This is a genomic window from Pseudonocardia hierapolitana, from assembly GCF_007994075.1.
In the GTDB taxonomy this organism is placed as follows: Bacteria; Actinomycetota; Actinomycetes; order Mycobacteriales; family Pseudonocardiaceae; genus Pseudonocardia; species Pseudonocardia hierapolitana.
On sequence record NZ_VIWU01000001.1, the window covers coordinates 5,958,715 to 5,978,751 of the forward strand.

The window sequence follows — 20,037 nt, forward strand, 5'->3', positions numbered from 1 at the left end:
ACGCGTGCGGCGGGCCGGGAGGAAGTCACTGGCGATGGGTGCACTGTCAGTACATCCCAGGTCCGCGGCCTGCGTCGTACCGTCGATGGCGTGGACAACCGTGTGCAAGTGCGCGAGTTCCTCACCTCACGCCGCGCCAAGATCACCCCGCAGCAGGCGGGGCTACCCGCCGCCGGGCAGCGCCGCGTGCCCGGGCTCCGGCGCAGCGAGGTCGCCGCTCTGGCCGGGATGAGCGTGGAGTACTACGCGAAGCTCGAACGCGGCTCGCTCGCCGGGGTCTCGGCCGGCGTTCTCGACGCGATCGCCCGCGCTCTGCGGCTCGACGACGCCGAACGCGCCCACCTGCTGCGGCTCGCCCACGAGGCCGACGGCAGCAACGCGATCCTGCGTCCGCGCCGCCGCCCGCAGCAGTGGTCGGTCCGGCCCAGCCTGCAGTGGTCGCTCGACGCGATCACCACCGCTCCTGCGATCGTCGGCAACAACCGGCTGGACCTGCTCGCCGCCAACCACCTGGGCCGGGCCATGTACTGCGACGTCTACTCCGACCCGACCCACCCGCCGAACTTCGCCCGGTTCACCTTCCTCGACGCCGCGGCCCGCCGCTTCTACCCCGACTGGGACCTGGCCGCCGCGATGTGCGTGGCGAACCTGCGCACCGCGGCCGGCAAGAACCCGCACGACAAAGGCCTCCATGACCTCGTCGGGGAGCTGTCCACCCGCAGCGACGAGTTCCGCCGCCGCTGGGGAGCCCACAACGTGCGCACCCACGGCACCGGCGTCAAAGGCTTCCACCACCACGTCGTCGGCGACCTCACCCTCGCCTACGAGAGCATGGACCTGCGCGCCGAGCCCGACCTCACCATGACCCTCTACACGGCCGAGCCGGGCTCGCCGTCCGAAGACGCACTCCGCCTGCTCGCCTCCTGGGCCGCCTCACGGACGTCGGACCCCAGCGCACAGGCACTCCCGACCGAATAGTGCCGCTGTACCGGCCCGCGCGTGGCGTGAGCGGACAGCGAGTGCGTGGGCGAACAAGGGGTCTCACCTGCGCTTCCTGGTGCGAGGCCCGCGCATCCCGACTGCGTCGACGCGCCCCGATCGGGCCGGCGCCCCGCGTCGATCGGTAGCGCCACCGGGGATCCTGTGTATGAGCGCGACCTGGCGCCGTCCGCGCGGTGCCGGCACCGGAATCGGCGTGCGAGCCGCCGCCGTCAAAACGGTGCACGGTCGAGTGGGTCGGGTGGGACGGCCTTCTGGCTGTTCCAGGGATCGACGAGTGCCATCTGCTCCTGTGACGGGGGTGGAGGCGCCGGTGGCGGGCCGTGGTCGGGTCGGTAGTCGTGCGGGTCGCTGTAGTACCGGTGCCCGGTGGGCGTGATCCACTCGATCCGCCGCCCGGGGCGGGCGCGGACCTGCCAGCCGGGGGCGTGTTTGGCGTGGTGGTCGTGCCCGCAGCCGCCCACCAGGTTCTGCTCGCTGGTCGGGCCCTTCGGGTACGGGACGATGTGGTCCAGCTCCGAGTCCAGCGCACGGCGACCGCAGATGGGTCCCCGACAGTGCACGTCCCGGGCGCGGACGAAGTCGGCCAGTGCGGCCGGGGGCCGGTAGGTCGTGCGGCCGTGGTCGAGCAGGGCGCCCGAGAGCGGGTCGTAGACCAGGCGTTTCAGGGTGCCGTCGGCGGCGATCTCGCGGGCCAGCTCGGCCGGGATCGGCCCGTGTCCGGCCAGCTCGCAGGCCTGTTCGTCGAGGCCGAGCAGGGTGGTGAAGGGCATCAGCACCTGCACCAGCGGCTTGCCGGGGTTCACCGGCAATGGTGGCTCGGTTTCAGGGGCACGGCACTCGTCTCCAGCCGTGTCCTCGGAGTCGGGGGTGGCGTAGGTGAGCGTGCCGGTCAGCAGACTGACCATCAGGTCGGCGCGGCGGGCGTCCATGCCACGCGGGTCGTCGGTGCCGCAGCCCCGCGCGAGCCGGGTCAACCACTGGAAGCACGAGCGGGCGTCGGTGGCCGACAGCAGTGCCCACAGCGACGCCATGCCCTCCTGCTCGTCCCCGACCGCCACCCGCCGGTCACGGCGGGCGGCCCGGTGCCGCTCGCGGCAGCCGTCGGGGTCGGCCTGCAGCACGGCGCGTTTCAACGCGGCCTTGAGCTGGGCGAGGGTCTGCTCGGGCGCTCGGCCCAGCACCCGCTGCTGCACGGCCCGCGCCTTCTCCACGGGTAGGTAGTGGGTGGCATCGCACACCGCGCTGACCCGCCGCTCGTCCAGCTCCCCCTGCTGCCAGGCGTGCAGCGTCTCGGGCAGCACCTCGGTCAGCTGCACCGCCCGCCCCAACCGCGCCTTGGCCGTCAACCGGGACAGCTTCAACGCCAACCCGACCTCGTCGGGGGCGAACCGAGCGATGCTGCACGGCTTGTCGGTGGCCACCATGGTCGGGTCGTCGCCGGGGCGGCGGCGGGCGAACTCGGCCAGCAGCCGCGCCTGCCGGGCCTGGGCCCACCCGGCGAGTCGTTCGAACCCGACGATCGCCTCGATCAGTCCGGCGTCCGACAGCGCGGCGGGTTCGGTGGTGGCCGCGTCTAGCCCGACCGCGGACTCCTCGCCCGGCAGCGCGAAGCCCCACGGCCACTCGTCCGGCGCGAGGTGCACCCTCGGCTGCGGCTCCAGGCTCCCGGGTGGGCCGAGCAGCTCGTCGAGCTCCAGTTGGTCGAGCACGTCGAGCTCGTCCTCGCCGACCCAGCCCTCGGGCCGGTCGATCTCGACGACCGTGCGCTCGAACATGTGTTCGAGTATTGGAGTGGCGTCTGAAATGCAAGCCCCTATGGTCAGGGGCCGAAGACCTTCTCGGCGCTGATTCGCACGGTCACCCATTCCGGGTTCGGCCCGGCGAATCCGGGATACGGCCCGCCCGTGTACTTGTGCGACAGCTCGTCGATCAGCTCGCCGTCCGGGTCGTCCTCGAGGGATGCGGTGCCCTGCACCTGGACACTCTCGTACGGGTTGGCCGGATCGAAGATCGCCACGGCGGCTCGGGGGTCGCGGTACAGGTTGGCGGTCTTGCGGCGGCTCCTGGGTAATGCGAACAGGAGGTCGTCACCGTCGCGCTTCACCCAGACGACCGTCGAATGCGGCTTGCCGTTCGGTTCGAGGGTGGACAGCACGGCGAAATTCGCGCCGTCGAACAGCATGCTTGCCTTGTCGCCGAGTCGAGCCATGGGGGCTTCTCCTTCTGGGTGAGGGCTGTGACGCTACGGCGGCCCCCTGACGGTTTTCAGGCGCGTTCCGCGCCGGCGGCTATGCCTCCCATTGCGGATCAGACGTACCTTCCGGACGGTCCGGATCGTACTGTCGCGGAGACGCGTTCCAGTGGAGGTGAGCCAACGTGGGCGACACCGCAGCACCTGCCCCGAGCAGGCGGCAGATGATCGCGGCCGGCCTGTCGTCCGTGGTCGGGTTCGGCTTCGATCTGTTCGACCTCTTCGTCCTCCTGTACGTCGCCTCCACGGTGGGGCCGCTGTTCTTCCCGACCTCGAGCCCGACGCTGACGCTCGCCGCCACGTTCGCCTCGTTCGGGGTGAGCCTGGTGATGCGCCCGCTCGGCGGGGCGGTGTTCGGGCGGTACGCCGACCGCCGCGGGCGGCGGCACACGCTGATCGTCACGGTGGTGGGGGTCGGGGTGGCCACCGCGTTGATGGGATTGCTGCCGACGTACGAGTCGATCGGTGTCCTCGCGCCGGCCGTGTTCATCGTGCTGCGGCTGGTGCAGGGCCTCCTGGTCGGCGGGGTGGTCGCCTCGACGCACACCCTCGGCACCGAGACCGTGGCCCAGCGGTGGCGCGGGCTGGTGTCGGGGCTGGTGGGCGGCGGTGGGGCCGCCATCGGGTCCGTCGTCGCCTCGCTGACCTTCCTGGCCGTGTCCGCGGCCTTCCCCGGCGAGGCGTTCGCTGCATGGGGCTGGCGGGTGATGTTCTTCAGCGGGCTGGTCGCGTCCCTGCTCAGCCTGCTGCTCTTCCGGGCGACGGAGGAGTCGCCGCTGTGGCGCACCTCCGACACCCCGCCGGCACGGGCCCGTGAGCTGCTCGGTCGCGAGCACCGGCGCACCCTGCTGACCAGCCTCGCGCTCGTGATCGGCGCGGGCGCCCAGTACTACCTCACCACCGGCTACCTGCCGACCTTCCTCGGCAACGTGAACGAGGTGCCGCCGGGACCGCGCGGGGAGCTACTGGTGTGGACGAGCCTCGCGATCCTGCCCGCCGCGCTGCTCGCCGGGCACCTGTCCGAGCGGTTCGGCCGCAGGCCGGTGTTCCTCGTGGTCGGGGCGCTCAACGTCGTGGCGCTGCCGGTCCTCGTGCTGGCCATGGCCGGGTTCGGCCCGGACGGCATCGGCCCACTGCTCGGCTACGGCCTGCTGCTCACGGTGTGCGCCAACGCCTCCTACGCGGCCGTGCCGATCTTCCTCAACGAGGCGTTCCCGACGCGGCTGCGGGCCACGGCGACGGCCGTCGTGTGGAACGGTGGGTTCGCCATCGGCGGGCTCATGACCACGTTCGTGAGCCTCGCCAGCCCCACCGTCGCCGACATCCCCGGCCGGCTCGCGATCTTCCTCGCGGCCTGCGTGGTGCTGTTCCTCGCGGGCGCGGCGCTCTCCCGGGAGACCCGGGGCGCCCTGGAACGCGAGCCCGTCGTGACCGCGGCCTGAGAAGGAACGGAGACCTGCATGCAGCTCGAGGGCAAGACCGTGGTCGTCACCGGGGCGACCGGCGGGATCGGCGAGCGCTACGTCCACGCCTTCGCCGCTGCGGGCGCGAACGTGATCGCCGCGGACGTCCCCGCCGCGGCCGAGGCCGGCGCCGAGCTCGCCGAGAAGGCCGGCTGCGCCTTCGTGGCCGCGGACGTGACCTCCGACGACGACTGGGCCGCCGTGGTGGCGCGGGCACGAGGCCGCGTCGACGCGCTGGTCAACAACGCCGCGATCTACCAGCGGCTCGGCGCCAAACGCCCTCTCACGGAGCTGTCGACCAACGACTGGGACACGGTGCTGAGGGTCAACGTCCGGGGCACGTGGCAGGGCATCAAGGCGGTCGTGCCGGCGATGCGGGCGGCAGGCGGCGGGCGGATCGTCAACATCTCCTCCTCGACCGCGCGGATGGGCGTGCCCGGCTTCGTCCACTACGTGGCCTCCAAGGCCGCCGTGGAAGGGCTCACGCGCGCCGCGGCCCGCGAGCTCGGCGCCGACGGCATCACGGTGAACGCCGTCGCGCCCGGCCTGGTCAGCGACGAGGCCACCCGCACGCTCAACAGCGACGACTACATCGCCGCTGCAGCCGGCGGGCGGGCGCTGGGCCGGGAGATGGTGCCCGAGGACCTGGTCGGCGCGGTGCTGTTCCTCGCCTCCGACGCCGCGGGCTTCATGACCGGCCAGACCCTGGTCATCGACGGGGGAGTGGTGTTCACGTGACGGAACAGCTGTGGATCGTCCTGGTCATCGTCGTGCTCTACATGGCGGTGCTCGCCGGGATCAGCGTGGTCGTGCGCCGGTCGTCGCGCACCTCGGAGGGGTTCGCCAGCGGCGGGCGGGTGTTCCCGGCCGCGCTGATCGGGTTCCTGCTGATGTCGGAGTTCATCGGGACGTCCGCGACGCTCGGCACGGCGCAGCAGGCGTACACCACGGGTATCTCGGCAGCCTGGAACGTCCTCGCGCTGGCGATCGGCTTCGTCCTGTTCTCGGTGTTCGTGGCGAAGAAGTACAAGGCGCTCGGCGAGAACACGATCTCCGGCGCGCTGGCCCGCACCTACGGCGAGGGCGTGCGCACGGCTACCTCGCTGACGATGACGTGCGCGCTGCTGATCGTGGCCGTCGCGATCTACGCGAGCGGCGGGGCGATCCTGGCGACCCTGCTCGGCATCGACCACGTCTGGGCGACGATCCTCGTCGGGGTGCTGGCCACGCTCTACGTGGTCGTCGGCGGCATGCGCTCGGTCGTCTACACCAACCTGCTCCACGCGATCATGAAGCTGGCCGCTGTGGCGGTGCTCGCCGGGATCGGCCTGTCGCGGGTCGGCGGCATCGACGAGCTGCGCGCCGCGCTCCCCGCTGCGAACTTCTCCGTGGTCGGCGTCGGGTGGGCGCAGATCTTCGCCTGGCTGATCGCCGGTGTCGGCGCGATCTTCGCCACGCAGTACGTCGTGCAGGCCGTCACCACCGTCCGCGACCCGGAGCGCGCCCAGCGCGCGGGCTTCTACGCGGCGCTGATGCTGGTGCCGTTCGGGCTCCTCGCCGCCGTCGTCGGGATGGTGAGCGCGGTGCTCTACCCGGACATCGACTCGATCGACGCGCTGCCCGCGCTCGCCGTCGACATCGATCCGCTGCTGACCGGGCTCGTCATGTGCGGCCTGGTCGGGGCGATCCTCGGCAGCATCGCCGCGCTGATCATCGGCTCGGCGACCCTGCTGCTCAAGGACTTCTACCGGCCGTACTTCAACCGGGATGGTGACGACCGCAAGGACCTCGTCTTCCTCCGCGTGGCGACTTTCGTGGCGGGCGTCCTGCCGATCGTCCTGGCGCTGCTCGCGAAGGACGTGCTCGCGGTGACGTTCCTGGCCAAGTCGCTGCGCGCGGCGCTCGCCGTCCTGATCGTCCTGATGTTCTACAAGCCCGGGTACGGCAGCAGTCGGGCCGCCATGTGGTCCATCCTCGCCGCGCTCGTGGCGACGACCGGGTGGTTCCTGGTGGGCGACCCGTTCGGCGTCGACAACGCCTACATCGCCGTCGCCACCCCGCTCGTGATCATGACGGTGGCGCACCTGTTCCGGCGCCGTCCCGCCCCGGTGGAGGCGACATGACACCGCCCGGCGCGAGCCTGCGGGGCTGGCTCGACCACCTGCGCTCCCGCGGCCGCCTCGCGGTGGCCGAGCCCGGGGTGGACCTGCGGTTCGGCGTCGCGGGCATCGCGAACCGCCTCGACGGGCGCAGCGCCACGCTGTTCCCGCGTCCGGGCGGGCACCCGGTCCCGATCGTGTCGGGGCTGCTGTCGGACCGCGCGTGGATGGCCGAGGCGGTGGGAGTGGCGCAGGACCGGCTGGTCGAGCGCTACCGCGGTGCGTGCCTGGAGCCGGTGCCCAGCCGCGAGGTCGGCGAGGCGCCCTGCCAGCAGGTGGTGAACAAGGACGTCGACCTCACCGCGATGCTGCCGATCCCCACGCACAACGAGCACGACCACGGCGCCTACATCACCGCAGGCCTGCTGGTCGCGCGCCGGCCCGACACCGGCGTGCAGAACGTCTCGATCCACCGCCTCCAGGTGAGCGGCCCGAACCGGCTCGGCGCGCTGCTGCTGCCCCGGCACACGCTCGCCTTCTTCCAGGCGCAGGAGTCGGCGGGGGCCGACCTCGAGATCGCCGTGGTGATCGGGGTGGACCCGCTCACGCTCATGGCCTCGCAGGCCATCGTCCCGATCGACCACGACGAGCTGGACATCTCCGGCGCGCTGCGCGGCGAGCCGCTGCCCGTCACCCGGTGCGTCACCAACGAGGTGCGCGTGCCCGCCGACGCCGAGATCGTCCTGGAAGGGCGGCTGCTCGCACAGGTGCGCGAGCCCGAGGGCCCGTTCGGCGAGTTCCCGCAGTACTACGGCGAGCGGGCCGAGCGGCACGTCGTGGAGATCGACGCGCTGACCCACCGGGAGGAGCCGATCTACCACACGATCGTCGGCGGCGGGCTGGAACACCTGCTGCTCGGCGGCATCCCGCGGGAGGCGTCGTTCCTCGCCGCGCTGCGCCGCAGCTTCCCGTGCGTGCGGGACGTGCACCTCTCGCGCGGGGGAACGTGCCGCTACCACCTGTACGTGCAGGTGGATCGCCCGGCACCGGGCGAGGCCAAGAACGTCGTGCTGGGTGCTCTCGCCACGCACTACGACATCAAGCACGTCACGGTCGTCGACACCGACGTCGACGTGCACGACCCCACCGAGGTCGAGTGGGCGGTCGCCACCCGCTTCCAGGCAGACCGCGACCTCGTCGTCGTAGCGGGCAGCCAGGGCTCGAAGCTCGACCCGTCCACCGACGGCGGGGTGGGCGCCAAGATGGGCCTCGACGCCACGGTCCCGGTGGACGCGCCGCCCATGAAGTTCACACGGATCGCGGTGCCGGGCGAGCGGGACCTCGACGTCGACGCGCTGACCGCGCCCGCGCCGGCCGACTGGCAGGCGCTGCGATGAGCGCGCCCCGGTTGGTGGTGGGGATCTCCGGTGCGTCCGGCATCACCTACGGCGTGCGGCTGCTGGAGCTGCTGCGGCCCACGCCGGTGCAGACCCACCTCGTCGTCACCAAGTCGGCGCGGATGACGCTCGCCTACGAGACCGACATGTCCCTCGCCGACCTCACCGCGCTCGCCGACGTCAGCTACTCCAACACCGACCTCGGCGCCGCGATCTCCAGCGGCTCGTTCCGGACGCTGGGGATGGTGGTGGCGCCGTGCTCGGTGAAGTCGATGTCCGAGATCGCCTCGGGGGTGACGACGAGCCTGCTCGCCCGCGCGGCCGACGTCGTGCTCAAGGAGCGCCGCAGGCTGGTGCTGATGGTCCGCGAGACCCCCCTGCACCGCAACCACCTGCGGACCATGGCCGAGCTGACCGAGCTCGGCGCAGTGATCGCGCCGCCGGTGCCCGCGTTCTACGCCCGCCCCGCGACGCTGGAGGAGATGGTGGACCACACCGTGGGACGCGTGCTCGATCTGTTCGACCTCGATCTCGGCGTCGTCCGACGCTGGGGAGAGGCGGTGGTTCCGTGATCGAGCCCCGGCTGGACCACCTCGTGTACGCCGCCCCCGATCTCGACGCGCTCGTCGCCGGGTTCACCGCGCGGACGGGGGTCGCGCCCGCGCCGGGCGGCAAGCACGTCGGCCGCGGCACCCGCAACCACCTCGTCGGGCTCGGCGGTGCGGCCTACCTGGAGCTGATCGGCCCCGACGACCCGGCCGCGACGCCCCTCCCGGACGTCTTCGGCATCGACCGGCTGGCCGCGCCCCGGCTGGCGGCGTGGGTCGTGCGGCCCACCGACCTCGACGCGACCGTCCGGCACGCCCGCGCGCAGGGCTACGACCCGGGGGACATCGTGCCGCTCTCGCGCCGCACGCCCGACGGGCACCTCCTGGAGTGGCGCCTGACGCCCAACCAGGGCGACCGCTTCGACGGGCTCGCGCCCGCGCTCATCGACTGGCAGGACGCGAAACACCCCACGGCGGGAGGCCTGCCGGAGCTGCGGCTCGTCGCGCTCGCCGGCCGCCACCCGGACCCGCCGGCCGTGCAGCGAGCGCTGGCGGCGCTCGGCGTCACGCTCGACGTCACGGCGGGGCCGCCGGCGCTGGAGGCGGTGCTCGACACCCCGCGCGGCCCGATCACGATCAGCTGACCAGGAGGAACTGCGATGACCCGGAAGATCGGGCTGACACTGCCGCAGCGCGGCACGTTCTTCGACGTGCTGAGCCTGTCCGAGCTCGTCGAGACGGGACACTGGGCGGACGAGACGGGCCTGTTCGACTCGCTGTGGATCGGCGACAGCCTGCTCGCCAAGCCCCGCCCCGAGGCGGTGGCCCTCTTCGGTTCGCTCGCCGCCGCCACCCGCAACGTGACGCTCGCCGTCGGCTGCATGGCGAGCTTCCCGGTGCGCGACCCGATCCTGTTCGCCGACCAGTGGGCCACGCTCGACCAGCTCTCCGGCGGCCGGATGCTGCTCGCGGTGTGCACGGGGATCGTCAAGCCCAAGGACGCGTCCGCGCGCGAGGGTGCGCCCTACGGCGTGACCGACGGTTCGCGGGCGGCCCGGATGGAGGAGAACACCGAGATCGTGCGGCGGCTGTGGACCGAGGACGACGTCACCTACGAAGGCCGCTACACCTCGTTCGAGAACGTGACCGTGCTGCCCAAACCGGTGCAGTCGCCCCCGCCGATCTACATCGCGTCCAACCCGGCGCCGCAGCCGCTCGCCACCCGCGCCCTCCATCGGGTGGCGCGCATCGCCGATGGCTGGATGACCACCCGCAAGAGCCCCGAACACCTGACGGTCAACCTGCCCGCGATCAAGCAGTACCTCGGGGAGGAGGGGCGCGACCCGGAGTCGTTCGCCGTGTCGGCATACCACAACCTCAACCTGAGCCCGGACCGGGAGGCGGCGTACGAGGAGAGCTACCGCTTCCTCGGCGAGTACTACGGCCCGGTCTTCAGCAGGGAGGCCACGCGGCACTGGACCGCCACCGGCACCCCGGAGCAGGCGGCCGCCGACATCGAGCAGCTCTACGCCGACGGCGCCACCGAGGTGACCCTGCGGATCACGTCGTGGGACTGGCGCCGGCAGCTCGACCTGCTCGTGAAGGAGGTCGTCCCGCGGTTGACGGACGCCGCTTAGCCTGACGGTGCTTCCCCGGGATCGCCGGGGACGCTCGAAGGAGGGGACATGGCAGCGCAGCCGGCCGTTCGCAAGTTCGTGCAGTTCGAGGAGCAGGTGCACGAGGAGTCCGGCCTCGCGGTCTCCCCACCCCTGACGCGGGTGGTGGTGGGCGCGGTGGCGCCGAACCCCCTGGCCGGCAAGCCTGCGACGACCGACCTCACGCCGTTGGTGGAGCTCTCGGAGGTCCTCGGCGAGCAGCTCACCACGCGAGCGCTCGAGCGGATCGGCGACCCGGCGGGGATCCGCGCCTACGGCAAGGCGGCGCTCATCGGGACGGCGGGCGATCCCGAACACGGCGCCGCGCTGATCCATCCGAGGCTCGGTATGGCGATGCGCGCCACCCTGCGTCGCGGGAGGGTGCTGATCCCCGGCAACGCGAAGGTCGGCGCGGCCGGCGCTCCCATCGACGTCCTCTTCGGGCCGCTCGAGGAGAGCTGGGACCTGGACGCGATGGACACGCTCACCGTCGCCGTCGCGGACTCCCCGCGCCCCGACGAGCTGCTGCTGCTCGTCGGCTACACGACCGGTGCCCGGCCGAACGCCAGGTCGAAGGGCCCACCCAGGCCGAGGTGGACGCCCTCGTGGCGTCGTTCGGCTGATCGGTCAGGACCGGCCCGTCGGCGCCGCCACGGACGCGGCCGCGTAGCTCTTGACGATCTCCTCCAGCTCGGCCGGGTCGATCACGTCGTCCAGGTGGTCGAAACCGTCCGGGGCGCGGCGCTCGACCTCGTCGATCACCATCTCCGGCCCGCCCACCCGGTTGCGCAGCACGATCTCGCGCGTGGCCGGCAGCCGCTCGTCCTGGTACGCCGTCAGCGCGGCCTCCGGGTCGGCGCCGGACGTCAGGTGGCGGGTGAGGGCCACGGCGTCGAGCACGGCCTGGCCCGCGCCGTTGGAGCCCATCGGGTACATCGGGTGGGCGGCGTCGCCGAGGAGGGTGACGCGGCCGTGGCTCCAGCGGGGCAGCGGGTCGCGGTCGCACATGGGGTACTCGTAGAACTCCGGCGTGGCCGCCACCAGACCCGGCAGGTCGAGGTGCGGGGTGCGGAAGCGCTCGAGGTGCGGGGCGAGCTCGGCCGGGTCGCCGGGGCGGGACCAGTCCTCCCGGCGTGGCGGCGGGTCGCCGGGATCGCCGCTGCGGATGCAGATCGCCCAGTTGGTGAGCACGGTGTCGGGGGAGTGGCCCCGGCCGATCGGGTAGAGCACCAGCTTGGCGGCGTTGCCCCCGGCGACGATCATCGACCGGCCGGTGAGGAACGGCGGCCAGTCGGTGGCGCCGCGCCACATCATCACGCCGTTCCAGCGCGGCGGGCCCTCGTCGGGGAAGAAGGCGGCGCGCACCGTGGAGTGGATGCCGTCGGCGCCGAGCAGCACGTCACCCGTGCGCTCGCCGAGGGGCTCGCCGGCCGGGTCGCTGAACGTGGCGCGGATGCCGTCGGTGTCCTGCTCGAACCCGGCGAACCGGTGCCCGGTGTGCACCGCGTCGGGGCCGAGGCGTTCGCGGACCGCGCGCAGCAGCACACCTTGCAGCCTGCCGCGGTGCACCGAGAGCTGCGGGACGTCGGAGCCCGCGGCGAGGCCGCACGGCCTGCGCATGATCACCTGGCCGAGGCGGTGGCAGTAGAACAGCTCCTCGGTGCGGACCGCGACCTCGTCGAGCCGGTCGAGGAGGCCCAGCCCGGCGAGCGGCCCGACGGCGAGCGGGAGGGCGTTGATCCCGACCCCCAGCTCCCGGATCGCGGGGCTGCGCTCGTAGATCTCGCACTCGATCCCGGCGTCGTGCAGGAACAGGGCAGCGGCCAGCCCGCCGATGCCGGCCCCGACGATCAGCACCTTCACGATCGGCACGCTAGCGTCGCTGCCCGTTCGCCGTAACCCGGAATCCGGACAACGTGCGCGTCGATCGGGACATCCCGGTCGCTACACGGCCGACGGGCTCCGCGCGCCCGCCACCTTGCGCGCCGGGACCAGGCGCCGCCACAGCCCCCGGTTCGGGCGATCGGCGAGCGCTGCGGTGACGCGGTCGAGGAAGATCGCCAGGATGACGACGGCCAACCCGCCCTCGAAGCCCGCGGCGATGTCGAGCTGGGTGACCGCGCTGACGACGACGCTGCCGAGCCCGCCCGCGCCGGCCAACCCGGCGACGACCACCATCGACAGGGCCAACATGATCACCTGGTTGATCCCGGCCATGATCGAGGGCAGGGCCATGGGGAGCTGGATCTCCCGCAGGATCTGGCGGGGGTGGGCGCCGAAGGCGTGCGCGGCCTCCACCACCTCGGGGTCCACGCCGCGGATGCCGAGCTCGGTGAGCCGCACGGCGGGCGGGATGGAGAAGATCGTGGTGGCGACGACGCCGGGCACCACGCCGATGCCGAAGAAGAACACGGCGGGGATCAGGTAGACGAACACCGGCGTGGTCTGCATGAAGTCCAGCACCGGACGCAGGACGGCGCTCGCGCTGCGCCGCCGCGCCGCCCAGATGCCGAGCGGCACGCCGATGGCGGTGGCGAGCACGGCCGCCACCAGCACCACGGCGAGGCTCTCCATGGTTTCCGGCCACAGGTTCAGCGACGCGATGAGCAGGAACGCGAGCACGGTGAACACCGCGAGGCCGACGCCGCGGACGAGCAGCGCGACGATGCCGAACACGGCGATCCACAGCAGGTACGACGGGCCGGTGAGCAGGGCGGTGAGCGCGTCGACGAGCACGGTCAGCACCGCGCTGACGGCGTCGAACAGACCGGGGAAGGCACGCAGGAGCCAGGTGATGAACGATTCGACGATGGCGCCGAGTTCGATGCGCGGCACTTCTCAGCTCCTGGTCGGGACGGCGGAGAGGGAGGAGAGCACGGCCGCGCGCGGCACGACGCCGAGCAGCCGGCGGCGGTCGTCGACCACGGCCATCGGCACGGCGTGGCGGCCCAGCCGGTCCATCAGGTCGATCAGCGGGCGGTCCGGCTCGGTGGTGGCGTAGTCGTCGCCGAGCCCGTCGCTGCCCACCGACTCGCGGCCGTTGCGGGCGGCGTGGGCGAGCCACTCGTCGTGCACGACGCCGAGCACCCGGCCGTCGGCGTCCACGACGTAGGCGTCGGTGAACTCGGCCGCGCCCAGGCGGCGCAGCGCCTCCTCCGGCCGCTCGTCCACCCGCACGACGAGCCGTGGCTCGCGCAGCACGTCCTCCGCGGTGAGCACGCGGGTGCGGTCGACGTCGGAGACGAAGTCGGCGACGTAGTCGTCGGCCGGGCGCGCGAGGATCTCCGGACCGGTGCCCAGCTGCACCTGGCGGCCGTCCTTGAGCAGCAGGATGCGGTCGCCGAGGCGCATCGCCTCGTTGAGGTCGTGGGTGATGAAGACGATCGTCTTGCGCAGCTCCTTCTGCAGCCGGATCAGCAGGGCCTGCATGTCGCGGCGGATCAGCGGGTCGAGCGCGGAGAACGCCTCGTCCATGAGCAGCACGTCGGTGCCGCTGGCGAGCGCCCGCGCGAGGCCCACCCGCTGCTTCATACCGCCCGACAGCTGGTCGGGCAGGGCGTCGCCGCGGTCCCCGAGCCCCACGTGATCGAGAGCCCACCGCGCGCGCTCCCGGCGCTCGGCCTCGCCGACCCCCCGCACCTGCAGCGCGTAGGCCGCGTTCTGCGCGACGGTGCGGTGCGGCAGCAGCGCGAAGTGCTGGAACACCATGCTCATGTGGCGGTTGCGCAACAGGCGCAGCTCGGCGTCGTCGAGCCCGCCCAGCTCCCGGCCGTCCACCTCGACGGTGCCGCTGCTGGGCTCGATGAGCCGGTTGAGCAGGCGCACCAGCGTGGACTTGCCGGATCCGGACAGGCCCATGACGACGAACAGCTCGCCGGGCTCCACCGTGAACGAGACGTCGTGCACGGCGAGGGTGGCGCCGGTGCGCTCCTGGATCTGCGCGCGGCCCGCGCCGTCGCCCGCCATCGCGAGCGCCCGCTCGACCGCCGCCTTCGGGCCGAAGACCTTCGTCAGGTCCCTGGTCTGGATCAGCTTGCCAGCCACTGCTGCACCACCTGCGGGTTGGCGTCCACCCAGCGCTTCGCGACGTCCTCGGCCGGCTCGCCGTCGACGTCGATGCTGCGCAGCATGGTCTCGACGTCGGGCAGCGGCAGCTCGAACCGCTGCAGCAGCGCGTAGAAGCGCGGGGCCTCCTGCTGCAGGTCGGTGCTGGCCGCGGTCCAGGCCGAGTAGTCCGGCATCGCGCAGGCGCCGCTGCCGCCCTCGTCGAAGCACCCCGGCTGGAACGGCGTGGGCTCCTGCAGCTGGGTCATGTCGAACTCGGCGAACACCCAGTGCGGGTGGTAGAGGTACACCAGGATCGGCTCCTGGCGCTCGTACGCGCGGCGCAGCTCGGCGAGCTGCGCCGCCTCGCTCGAGGTCACCTGTTGCAGCGGGAGCCCGTAGCCGGCGATGCGCTTCGCGTTCTGCGTCGTGGTGATGAAGCTCGGGTCGGCGTCGACGAGGCGCCCACCGAGCGCGTCGGCGTACTGGCCGAGCTGCGTGACGCTGGTGAGGCCCGCGAGCGGCTGGCCGGGCTGGGTGGCGTACGTGGGCACGAACCAGCCCTGGGCGGCGCCGCCGTAGGTCTGGTGGACCAGCGAGACGCGGTTCGCCGCCTGGTCGGCGAGCTGTTGCTGGTTGGGCAGCGCCACCTCGGTGAGCAGGTCGATGTCGCCGCGCTGCGCCCCGGCCCAGGCGGGGGCGGGACCGAGGCCGGTGGGCTCGATCGTCGAGACGCCCAGGTCGGGGTGCTGCGCCACCACCTCCGCGAGGATCGCGTTGGTGAGCTTGGCGGCGCTCCAGGGGAACTCGGCGGCGGCGATCGTGACGCCCTCGCTCGAGCCGGTGTCGGCGGGCGTGCCACTGCAGGCCGTGAGCAGCGCGGTGGCGGCCGCCAGGAGCGCGAGGCCGCGACTGCGGTACGAGCGGGTCATCCGCCGATCCTTCCGCGCTCGCGGGTGCTCCGCACGACGAAACGGCGGCTCACGCCGGTCGCCCGGCCACGCCGACCGGCTCGTCGCCCCGGAGCGTGACGCGGTGCATGACCCGCCTGGCGTCGCCGTAGTCGCGGTTGGCGTAGTGCGCGGTGGCCCGGTTGTCCCACATCGCGACGTCGCCGACCTGCCAACGGTGTCGCACGATGTGCTCCGGCTTGGTGATGTGGGCGTAGAACAGGTCGAGCAGGTGGCGGCTCTCGGCGTCGGACACGCCGACGATGTGGCTCGTGAAGCCGGGGTTCACGAAGAGCGACCGGCGTCCGGTCTCCGGGTGCACCCGCACCACCGGGTGCTCGACGGGTTCGAGGCTCCGGTAGCGCTCGCCCTCCCAGACGCTGCCCTCCCCGCCGCGGCGCTGGGCGAGGTAGTAGCCGAACTCGCGCGTGCCGTCGTGCACGGCCGTGAGCCGGTCCGCGAGTGCGCGCACCGGCTCCGACAGCGACCGGTACGCCAGCTCCAGGTCGGCCCAGTTGGTGTCGCCGCCGGTCGGCGGCAGGGTCACCGCCCGCAGGATCGAGCCGAGCGGCGGCCGGCGCACGAACGTGACGTCGGTGTGCCAGACGTCGGCGAACCCGTTGTCCGCGCTGTCGAGCGCGTAGATCTCGGTGTGCGCATCGTCGAGGCCCGGCACGACCGGGTGCGACGCGGTGAGGCTGCCCAGCCGGTTGCCCAGCGCGATCTGCGAGTCGGGGTCGAGGTTCTGCCCGGAGAAGAACAGGACCTTGTGCTCGGTGAGCGCCCGGCGGACGGCCGCGACCTCGCCGTCGGAGGCGGTGGCGAGGTCGATGCCGCGCACCTCGGCACCGAATCCGGGCCCGAGGCGTTCGAGCGCGAGGTTGGGTTGGGCGAGCGTGCTGGTCATGCGGATGCTCCTTCGAGCAGGGGAGGTCGCCGCGATGGGCGCGAGGGGAGAGGGGAGCGCGGTCAGCGACAGAGCGCGCCGGCCTGCAGGCGGCACAGGTCGACGTGGATGCGTTCCACGAGAACCAGACCGCCGGGCACGCCGCGATACTCATCCGGACGTCCGGCGCCGCGCAACCGCCCGCCCGGGATCTGGGACCGCAGCGGATGCCGGGCGTCAGAGGTCCGGACATTCCACGGGCGAGGCCCGGACCGTCATCTCCGGGCGCGGCCGCGGCGCCGGGACGGACGCCGCCCGGCGGCCTCCCAGTGACCGGGGCGGGGGAGCGCCGGGGGAAGCCGGGTGCCGGTGTCGCCGCGCGCGGCCGTGACCTGCGCGGCGGTGAGGAAGAGCGTGTCGCGCAGGTCGGCGCCTGCGAGGTCGGCGCCGCGCAGGTCCGCGCCGAGGAGATCGGCTCCGCGCAGGTCGGCCCCGTGCAGGTCGGCGCCGACGAGCAGGGCGCCGCGGAAGCTCGCCCGGCGCAGGTCGGCGCCGCGCAGCCGGGCACCCAGCAGCTGCGCCCCGCGACGGTCGGGCCCCGGGCTGCCGGCCCGGGCGAGGTCGCTCACCCTCCCCAGCAGATCGGCGACCGACCGCCGGTGTGCCTCCACGTCGAGCGCGGCGAGCTCCTCGGGTGTGCCGGCGGCGAGCCGGTCGGTCGCGGCGAGCGCCTCGTCGAGCGCGTCGGAGAGCGGGGCGGCCGCGGGGAGCGCCTGCGCCTCGGTGAGGTACCGCAGCAGCTCGTGCAGCACCCGGACCACCGGGAACACCGCGAACATCGACCCGGCGACCTCCGGCTGGTCGCGCCAGTTCCGCCCGCCGAACGTCACCTGGACGACCTGCTGCCCGGCGCCGAAGCAGTCGTAGACCGTGCAGCCGGGGTAGCCGGCCTCGCGCAGCCCGGCGTGGATGCCGCAGCTGAAGTCGCGCTGCAGGTGCCGGCACGGCGTACCGGCGGCCTTGTCGACGGCGAAGTCGGCCGACGCCGCGAACGGGAGGGCGACGCAGCACAGGCCTGCGCAGCGGGAGCAGTCGGCGGTGAGGCGGTCGGGGACGGACATCGCCCCCATTGTCCTCTCCGTGGAGGGGTGGCTGCGCGCCCGTGGGTTCAGGAAAGCCACATTCCTGTACTGCAAAGCCCTGAATGTGGCTTTCCTGAACTTCCTGGGACCTCAGTGGCCGCAGCCGGGGAGCGCGGGGCCCGTCGGAGTGCCGATGCCCAGCGGGTCGGTCTCGCGCGGGTCGGGCACCGGGCTCCAGCGGCCGTCCACCACCGCGTAGTCCCAGCCGGGACCGTCCGTGACCAGCCACTCGACGGCGTCGACGAGCCGGTCCACGTCGTCCACCGTGGTGCCGAGGCCCAGGCTGGCCCGCACGGCGCAGCCGTCCGGGGTTCCGGCGAGGCGGGAGAGCAGCGGGTGGGCGCAGAACTTCCCGTCCCGCACGCCGATGCCGTGCTCCGCCGACAGGTAGGCGGCGACGCGCCCGGCCGGGTGGCCGTCGACGACGAACGTGCACACCGCGACCCGGTCCGGGCTGTCCGGCCAGATCCGCAGCGTCCGGATGCCCGGCAGCGCGTCCAGGCCGGTCTCGAGCCGGTCGAGGAGAGCGGCCTCGTGGGCGGGGTCGAGCGCGCCGGACAGCACCCGGCAGGCCTCGGCGAGCGCGGCAGCACCGAGGACGTTCGGGGTGCCGGCCTCGTGCCGGTGCGGCGCGGGCGCCCACGACACCTCGGTGGCGCCGCCCTCGTCGGGCGCGGTGACCGCGTGCACCGCGCCGCCGCCGGACAGGTACGGCGTGGCGACGTCGAGCCAGTCCCGGCGCCCGACGAGCGCCCCCGCGCCGTAGGGGGCGTAGAGCTTGTGGCCCGAGAGGGCGAGGTAGTCGATGCCGGTGGTGGCGATGTCGACGGGGCGGTGCGGCGCGAGCTGGGCGGCGTCGACGACCACGCGGGCGCCTGCGGCGTGGGCGATCGCGGTGATCTCCTCGAGCGGCAGCAGCTCGCCGGTGACGTTGGACGCCCCGGTGACGGCGAGCAGCGCAGGCCGGTCGGCGGCGAGGGCGTAGCGCAGGTCGGCGAGCGTCTGCGCGACGGTGGGGGCGGCGCGCAGCACGCGGCCGGGCCCCCAGGCCAGCAGGTTGGCGTGGTGCTCGACGTCGAGCCGCAGCGCCGGGCCGGGCACGCATCCCGCCAGGAGGTTCAGCGCGTCGGTGGTGTTGCGGGTGAACACCACGACGTCGTCGGCGCGGGCGCCCACGAACCGGCCGACCGTCTCCCGCGCCTTCTCCAGCACGGCGGTGCAGACCTGCGAGGCGTAGCCGGCACCGCGGTGGACGCTCGCGTAGTACGGCAGGAGCGCGGCGACGTGGTCGGCCACGGCGGTGAGCGCGGGAGCGCTGGCGGCGAGGTCGAGGTTGGCGTACCGCACGTGCTCGCCCGTGACGAGCGGGACGCGCAGATCCGTGCCCGTGACGGTCGCCGGCGCGCAGATGCCGGGGCGAGCGGACAGCACAGCAGTCATGGAGGTCCTCCGGACCCACTCGGTGGACCCGGACGGATGTCGGGTCCGCGCTTGCCGGCCGTGGTTGCACGGCGGCCTGGTCGTCACCCGGAGCACCCCACCGCGGAGGAGGGTTGCCGGCCAGCGAGCCGGGGCTTGACGCTGGCGCTCTTGACCTGGGGGGCAGGTTACGGGCGGACGGCGCGATCGGTCAAGCGGATCTTCCGCTGCACTGCGCGGCGCGGAGCATGATCGGCCGGATCGGGACATGAGCTGTACCTGTTCAGCTGATGTCCCCTTTCCCGGGGGGATCGAGCCACTGCCGACCGAAATCGGCGACCGGTTTCGAGCAATGACGAAAGGAGGTCAGTGCGCGACGGCGGCCGTCAGCGCGGGGACGGCGAAGCAGCCGCGGGCCGCGACGGTGACGACCGGTGCGGCCGCGTCGGTGACGAGGGCGGCCGGTCCCGCTCCGGCCAGCACCACCCGGGCGGCCGCCAGGGTGGCGGTGCGGGTACGGACCAGTCGGCCGCCCACAGAGCCGTCGATCGCGACGACCTCGTCGCAGTGGCGCAGATGCGCGCCCCAGGCGGTGGCCGCGGCCGTGAGCGCCGCCGTCGCCTGGTCGGCGCGAACCTGCCGTACCTCGCCGCTGACGTGCAACAACGCGGCACCGGTCTCCTGCTCGACCTGCCGCCAGAGTCGCATGGCCTCCGCGGCGAGCGCCGTGGGCAGGCCCGCTTCGGTCCACGCCGCCGGCCCGGCCGAGCGCCAGACCGCGCCCGCCGTGCGCCGTTCCAGGAGCACGACGCGCAGGCCGCGGCGCGCGAGGTGCCACGCGGTGGCGGCGCCCGCCGGGCCCGCGCCGACGACGGCGACGTCGATCGTGAGTGTCGGGGTGTCGGTGGTGGGGCTCGGCTCCAGCAGGCTCGGTGGACAGGGCACGTCGGCCTCCAGCTCTCCCGGTACGCGGGTCATCACGGTAGGCAGCCGGCCCGGTGCCGTGTCAACGAACGGACATTTGCCGAACGTCTTGTCCGGTCATTTCGCGCGGACAATGGCGCGTAACACACCGCTTGAAAAATGATGCGATCGCTACGTAAGTTCGAAGCGCAATCCAGACGCCATCCAGAGCGGCCGAGAGACCCGGATCGACGACGCCGCAGCAACCCCCCGTGCGA

19 protein-coding genes, 1 pseudogene and 1 riboswitch are annotated in these 20,037 nt (G+C 73.1%); of the genes and pseudogenes, 9 read left to right on the forward strand and 11 right to left on the reverse strand.

The features are described from left to right. The first annotated feature begins 90 nt into the window (after window positions 1-90). Window positions 91-978: a helix-turn-helix transcriptional regulator gene (locus FHX44_RS28420; protein WP_147258598.1), complete on the forward strand. Its 888-nt coding sequence runs from the start codon at window positions 91-93 to the stop codon at window positions 976-978. A gap of 233 nt (window positions 979-1,211) precedes the next feature. On the opposite strand, the gene FHX44_RS28425 is transcribed toward FHX44_RS28420, so the two are convergent. Together FHX44_RS28425 and FHX44_RS28430 are read right to left on the reverse strand one after the other, a co-directional pair. Beyond that, entirely contained in the window at window positions 1,212-2,777 is a 1,566-nt protein-coding gene (locus FHX44_RS28425; RefSeq protein ID WP_170309079.1) for an HNH endonuclease signature motif containing protein, read from the reverse strand. Between the two features lie 44 nt (window positions 2,778-2,821). After that, window positions 2,822-3,184, reverse strand: a complete 363-nt coding sequence (locus FHX44_RS28430; protein ID WP_246170636.1) for a PPOX class F420-dependent oxidoreductase — start codon at window positions 3,182-3,184, stop codon at window positions 2,822-2,824. A gap of 194 nt (window positions 3,185-3,378) precedes the next feature. On the opposite strand from FHX44_RS28430, the gene FHX44_RS28435 reads away from it, so the two are divergent. The 8 genes and pseudogenes from FHX44_RS28435 to FHX44_RS44300 form a co-directional block, all read left to right on the forward strand. Beyond that, complete coding sequence (locus FHX44_RS28435) at window positions 3,379-4,695, forward strand: MFS transporter (RefSeq protein ID WP_246170637.1); 1,317 nt, start codon at window positions 3,379-3,381, stop codon at window positions 4,693-4,695. 18 nt (window positions 4,696-4,713) lie between these two features. Further along, window positions 4,714-5,454, forward strand: coding sequence for an SDR family NAD(P)-dependent oxidoreductase (locus FHX44_RS28440; protein WP_147258601.1), 741 nt, complete (start codon window positions 4,714-4,716; stop codon window positions 5,452-5,454). Further along, window positions 5,451-6,839 carry a sodium:solute symporter family protein gene (locus FHX44_RS28445; protein WP_212612683.1) on the forward strand — a complete coding sequence of 463 codons (1,389 nt, stop codon included), beginning with the start codon at window positions 5,451-5,453 and terminating at the stop codon, window positions 6,837-6,839. The genes FHX44_RS28440 and FHX44_RS28445 overlap by 4 nt, the downstream gene beginning before the upstream one ends. After that, a complete protein-coding gene (locus FHX44_RS28450; protein WP_147258602.1) occupies window positions 6,836-8,212 on the forward strand; it encodes a UbiD family decarboxylase in 1,377 nt (458 codons plus the stop codon). Before FHX44_RS28445 ends, FHX44_RS28450 begins: the two co-directional genes overlap by 4 nt. Continuing rightward, window positions 8,209-8,784 carry a UbiX family flavin prenyltransferase gene (locus FHX44_RS28455; protein ID WP_147258603.1) on the forward strand — a complete coding sequence of 192 codons (576 nt, stop codon included), beginning with the start codon at window positions 8,209-8,211 and terminating at the stop codon, window positions 8,782-8,784. The genes FHX44_RS28450 and FHX44_RS28455 overlap by 4 nt, the downstream gene beginning before the upstream one ends. Further along, a complete protein-coding gene (locus FHX44_RS28460; RefSeq protein ID WP_246170638.1) occupies window positions 8,781-9,404 on the forward strand; it encodes a VOC family protein in 624 nt (207 codons plus the stop codon). Before FHX44_RS28455 ends, FHX44_RS28460 begins: the two co-directional genes overlap by 4 nt. Window positions 9,405-9,419: 15 nt before the next feature. Further along, the gene (locus FHX44_RS28465; RefSeq protein ID WP_147258604.1) at window positions 9,420-10,397 is read left to right on the forward strand and encodes an LLM class flavin-dependent oxidoreductase; all 978 of its coding nucleotides are present in this window, start codon (window positions 9,420-9,422) and stop codon (window positions 10,395-10,397) included. Between the two features lie 48 nt (window positions 10,398-10,445). Beyond that, window positions 10,446-10,973, forward strand: a pseudogene (locus FHX44_RS44300) (amino acid synthesis family protein); the annotation flags it as partial. A gap of 69 nt (window positions 10,974-11,042) precedes the next feature. On the opposite strand, the gene FHX44_RS28475 reads toward FHX44_RS44300, so the two are convergent. From FHX44_RS28475 to FHX44_RS28510, 9 genes are all read right to left on the reverse strand, one after another. Next, entirely contained in the window at window positions 11,043-12,278 is a 1,236-nt protein-coding gene (locus FHX44_RS28475; protein WP_147258605.1) for a flavin-dependent oxidoreductase, read from the reverse strand. An 81-nt stretch (window positions 12,279-12,359) separates the two neighbouring features. Then, window positions 12,360-13,250: an ABC transporter permease gene (locus FHX44_RS28480; RefSeq protein WP_147258606.1), complete on the reverse strand. Its 891-nt coding sequence runs from the start codon at window positions 13,248-13,250 to the stop codon at window positions 12,360-12,362. A 3-nt stretch (window positions 13,251-13,253) separates the two neighbouring features. Continuing rightward, window positions 13,254-14,459, reverse strand: coding sequence for a quaternary amine ABC transporter ATP-binding protein (locus tag FHX44_RS28485; protein WP_246170639.1), 1,206 nt, complete (start codon window positions 14,457-14,459; stop codon window positions 13,254-13,256). Continuing rightward, complete coding sequence (locus FHX44_RS28490) at window positions 14,444-15,391, reverse strand: glycine betaine ABC transporter substrate-binding protein (RefSeq protein ID WP_147258607.1); 948 nt, start codon at window positions 15,389-15,391, stop codon at window positions 14,444-14,446. Before FHX44_RS28490 ends, FHX44_RS28485 begins: the two co-directional genes overlap by 16 nt. 49 nt (window positions 15,392-15,440) lie before the next feature. Beyond that, window positions 15,441-16,316, reverse strand: coding sequence for a TauD/TfdA dioxygenase family protein (locus tag FHX44_RS28495; RefSeq protein WP_147258608.1), 876 nt, complete (start codon window positions 16,314-16,316; stop codon window positions 15,441-15,443). Between the two features lie 62 nt (window positions 16,317-16,378). After that, window positions 16,379-16,456 (reverse strand): putative leader peptide, encoded by a 78-nt coding sequence (locus tag FHX44_RS44305; RefSeq protein WP_425469201.1) that lies wholly within the window; start codon window positions 16,454-16,456, stop codon window positions 16,379-16,381. A gap of 114 nt (window positions 16,457-16,570) precedes the next feature. Next, entirely contained in the window at window positions 16,571-17,416 is an 846-nt protein-coding gene (locus tag FHX44_RS28500; RefSeq protein ID WP_212612684.1) for a pentapeptide repeat-containing protein, read from the reverse strand. Window positions 17,417-17,527: 111 nt separating this feature from the next. Next, the gene (locus FHX44_RS28505; protein WP_147258610.1) at window positions 17,528-18,877 is read right to left on the reverse strand and encodes an aminotransferase class V-fold PLP-dependent enzyme; all 1,350 of its coding nucleotides are present in this window, start codon (window positions 18,875-18,877) and stop codon (window positions 17,528-17,530) included. A gap of 42 nt (window positions 18,878-18,919) precedes the next feature. Beyond that, window positions 18,920-19,033, reverse strand: a riboswitch (SAM riboswitch). Between the two features lie 189 nt (window positions 19,034-19,222). Then, window positions 19,223-19,834: an FAD-dependent oxidoreductase gene (locus FHX44_RS28510; protein ID WP_147258611.1), complete on the reverse strand. Its 612-nt coding sequence runs from the start codon at window positions 19,832-19,834 to the stop codon at window positions 19,223-19,225. Window positions 19,835-20,037: the final 203 nt, after the last annotated feature.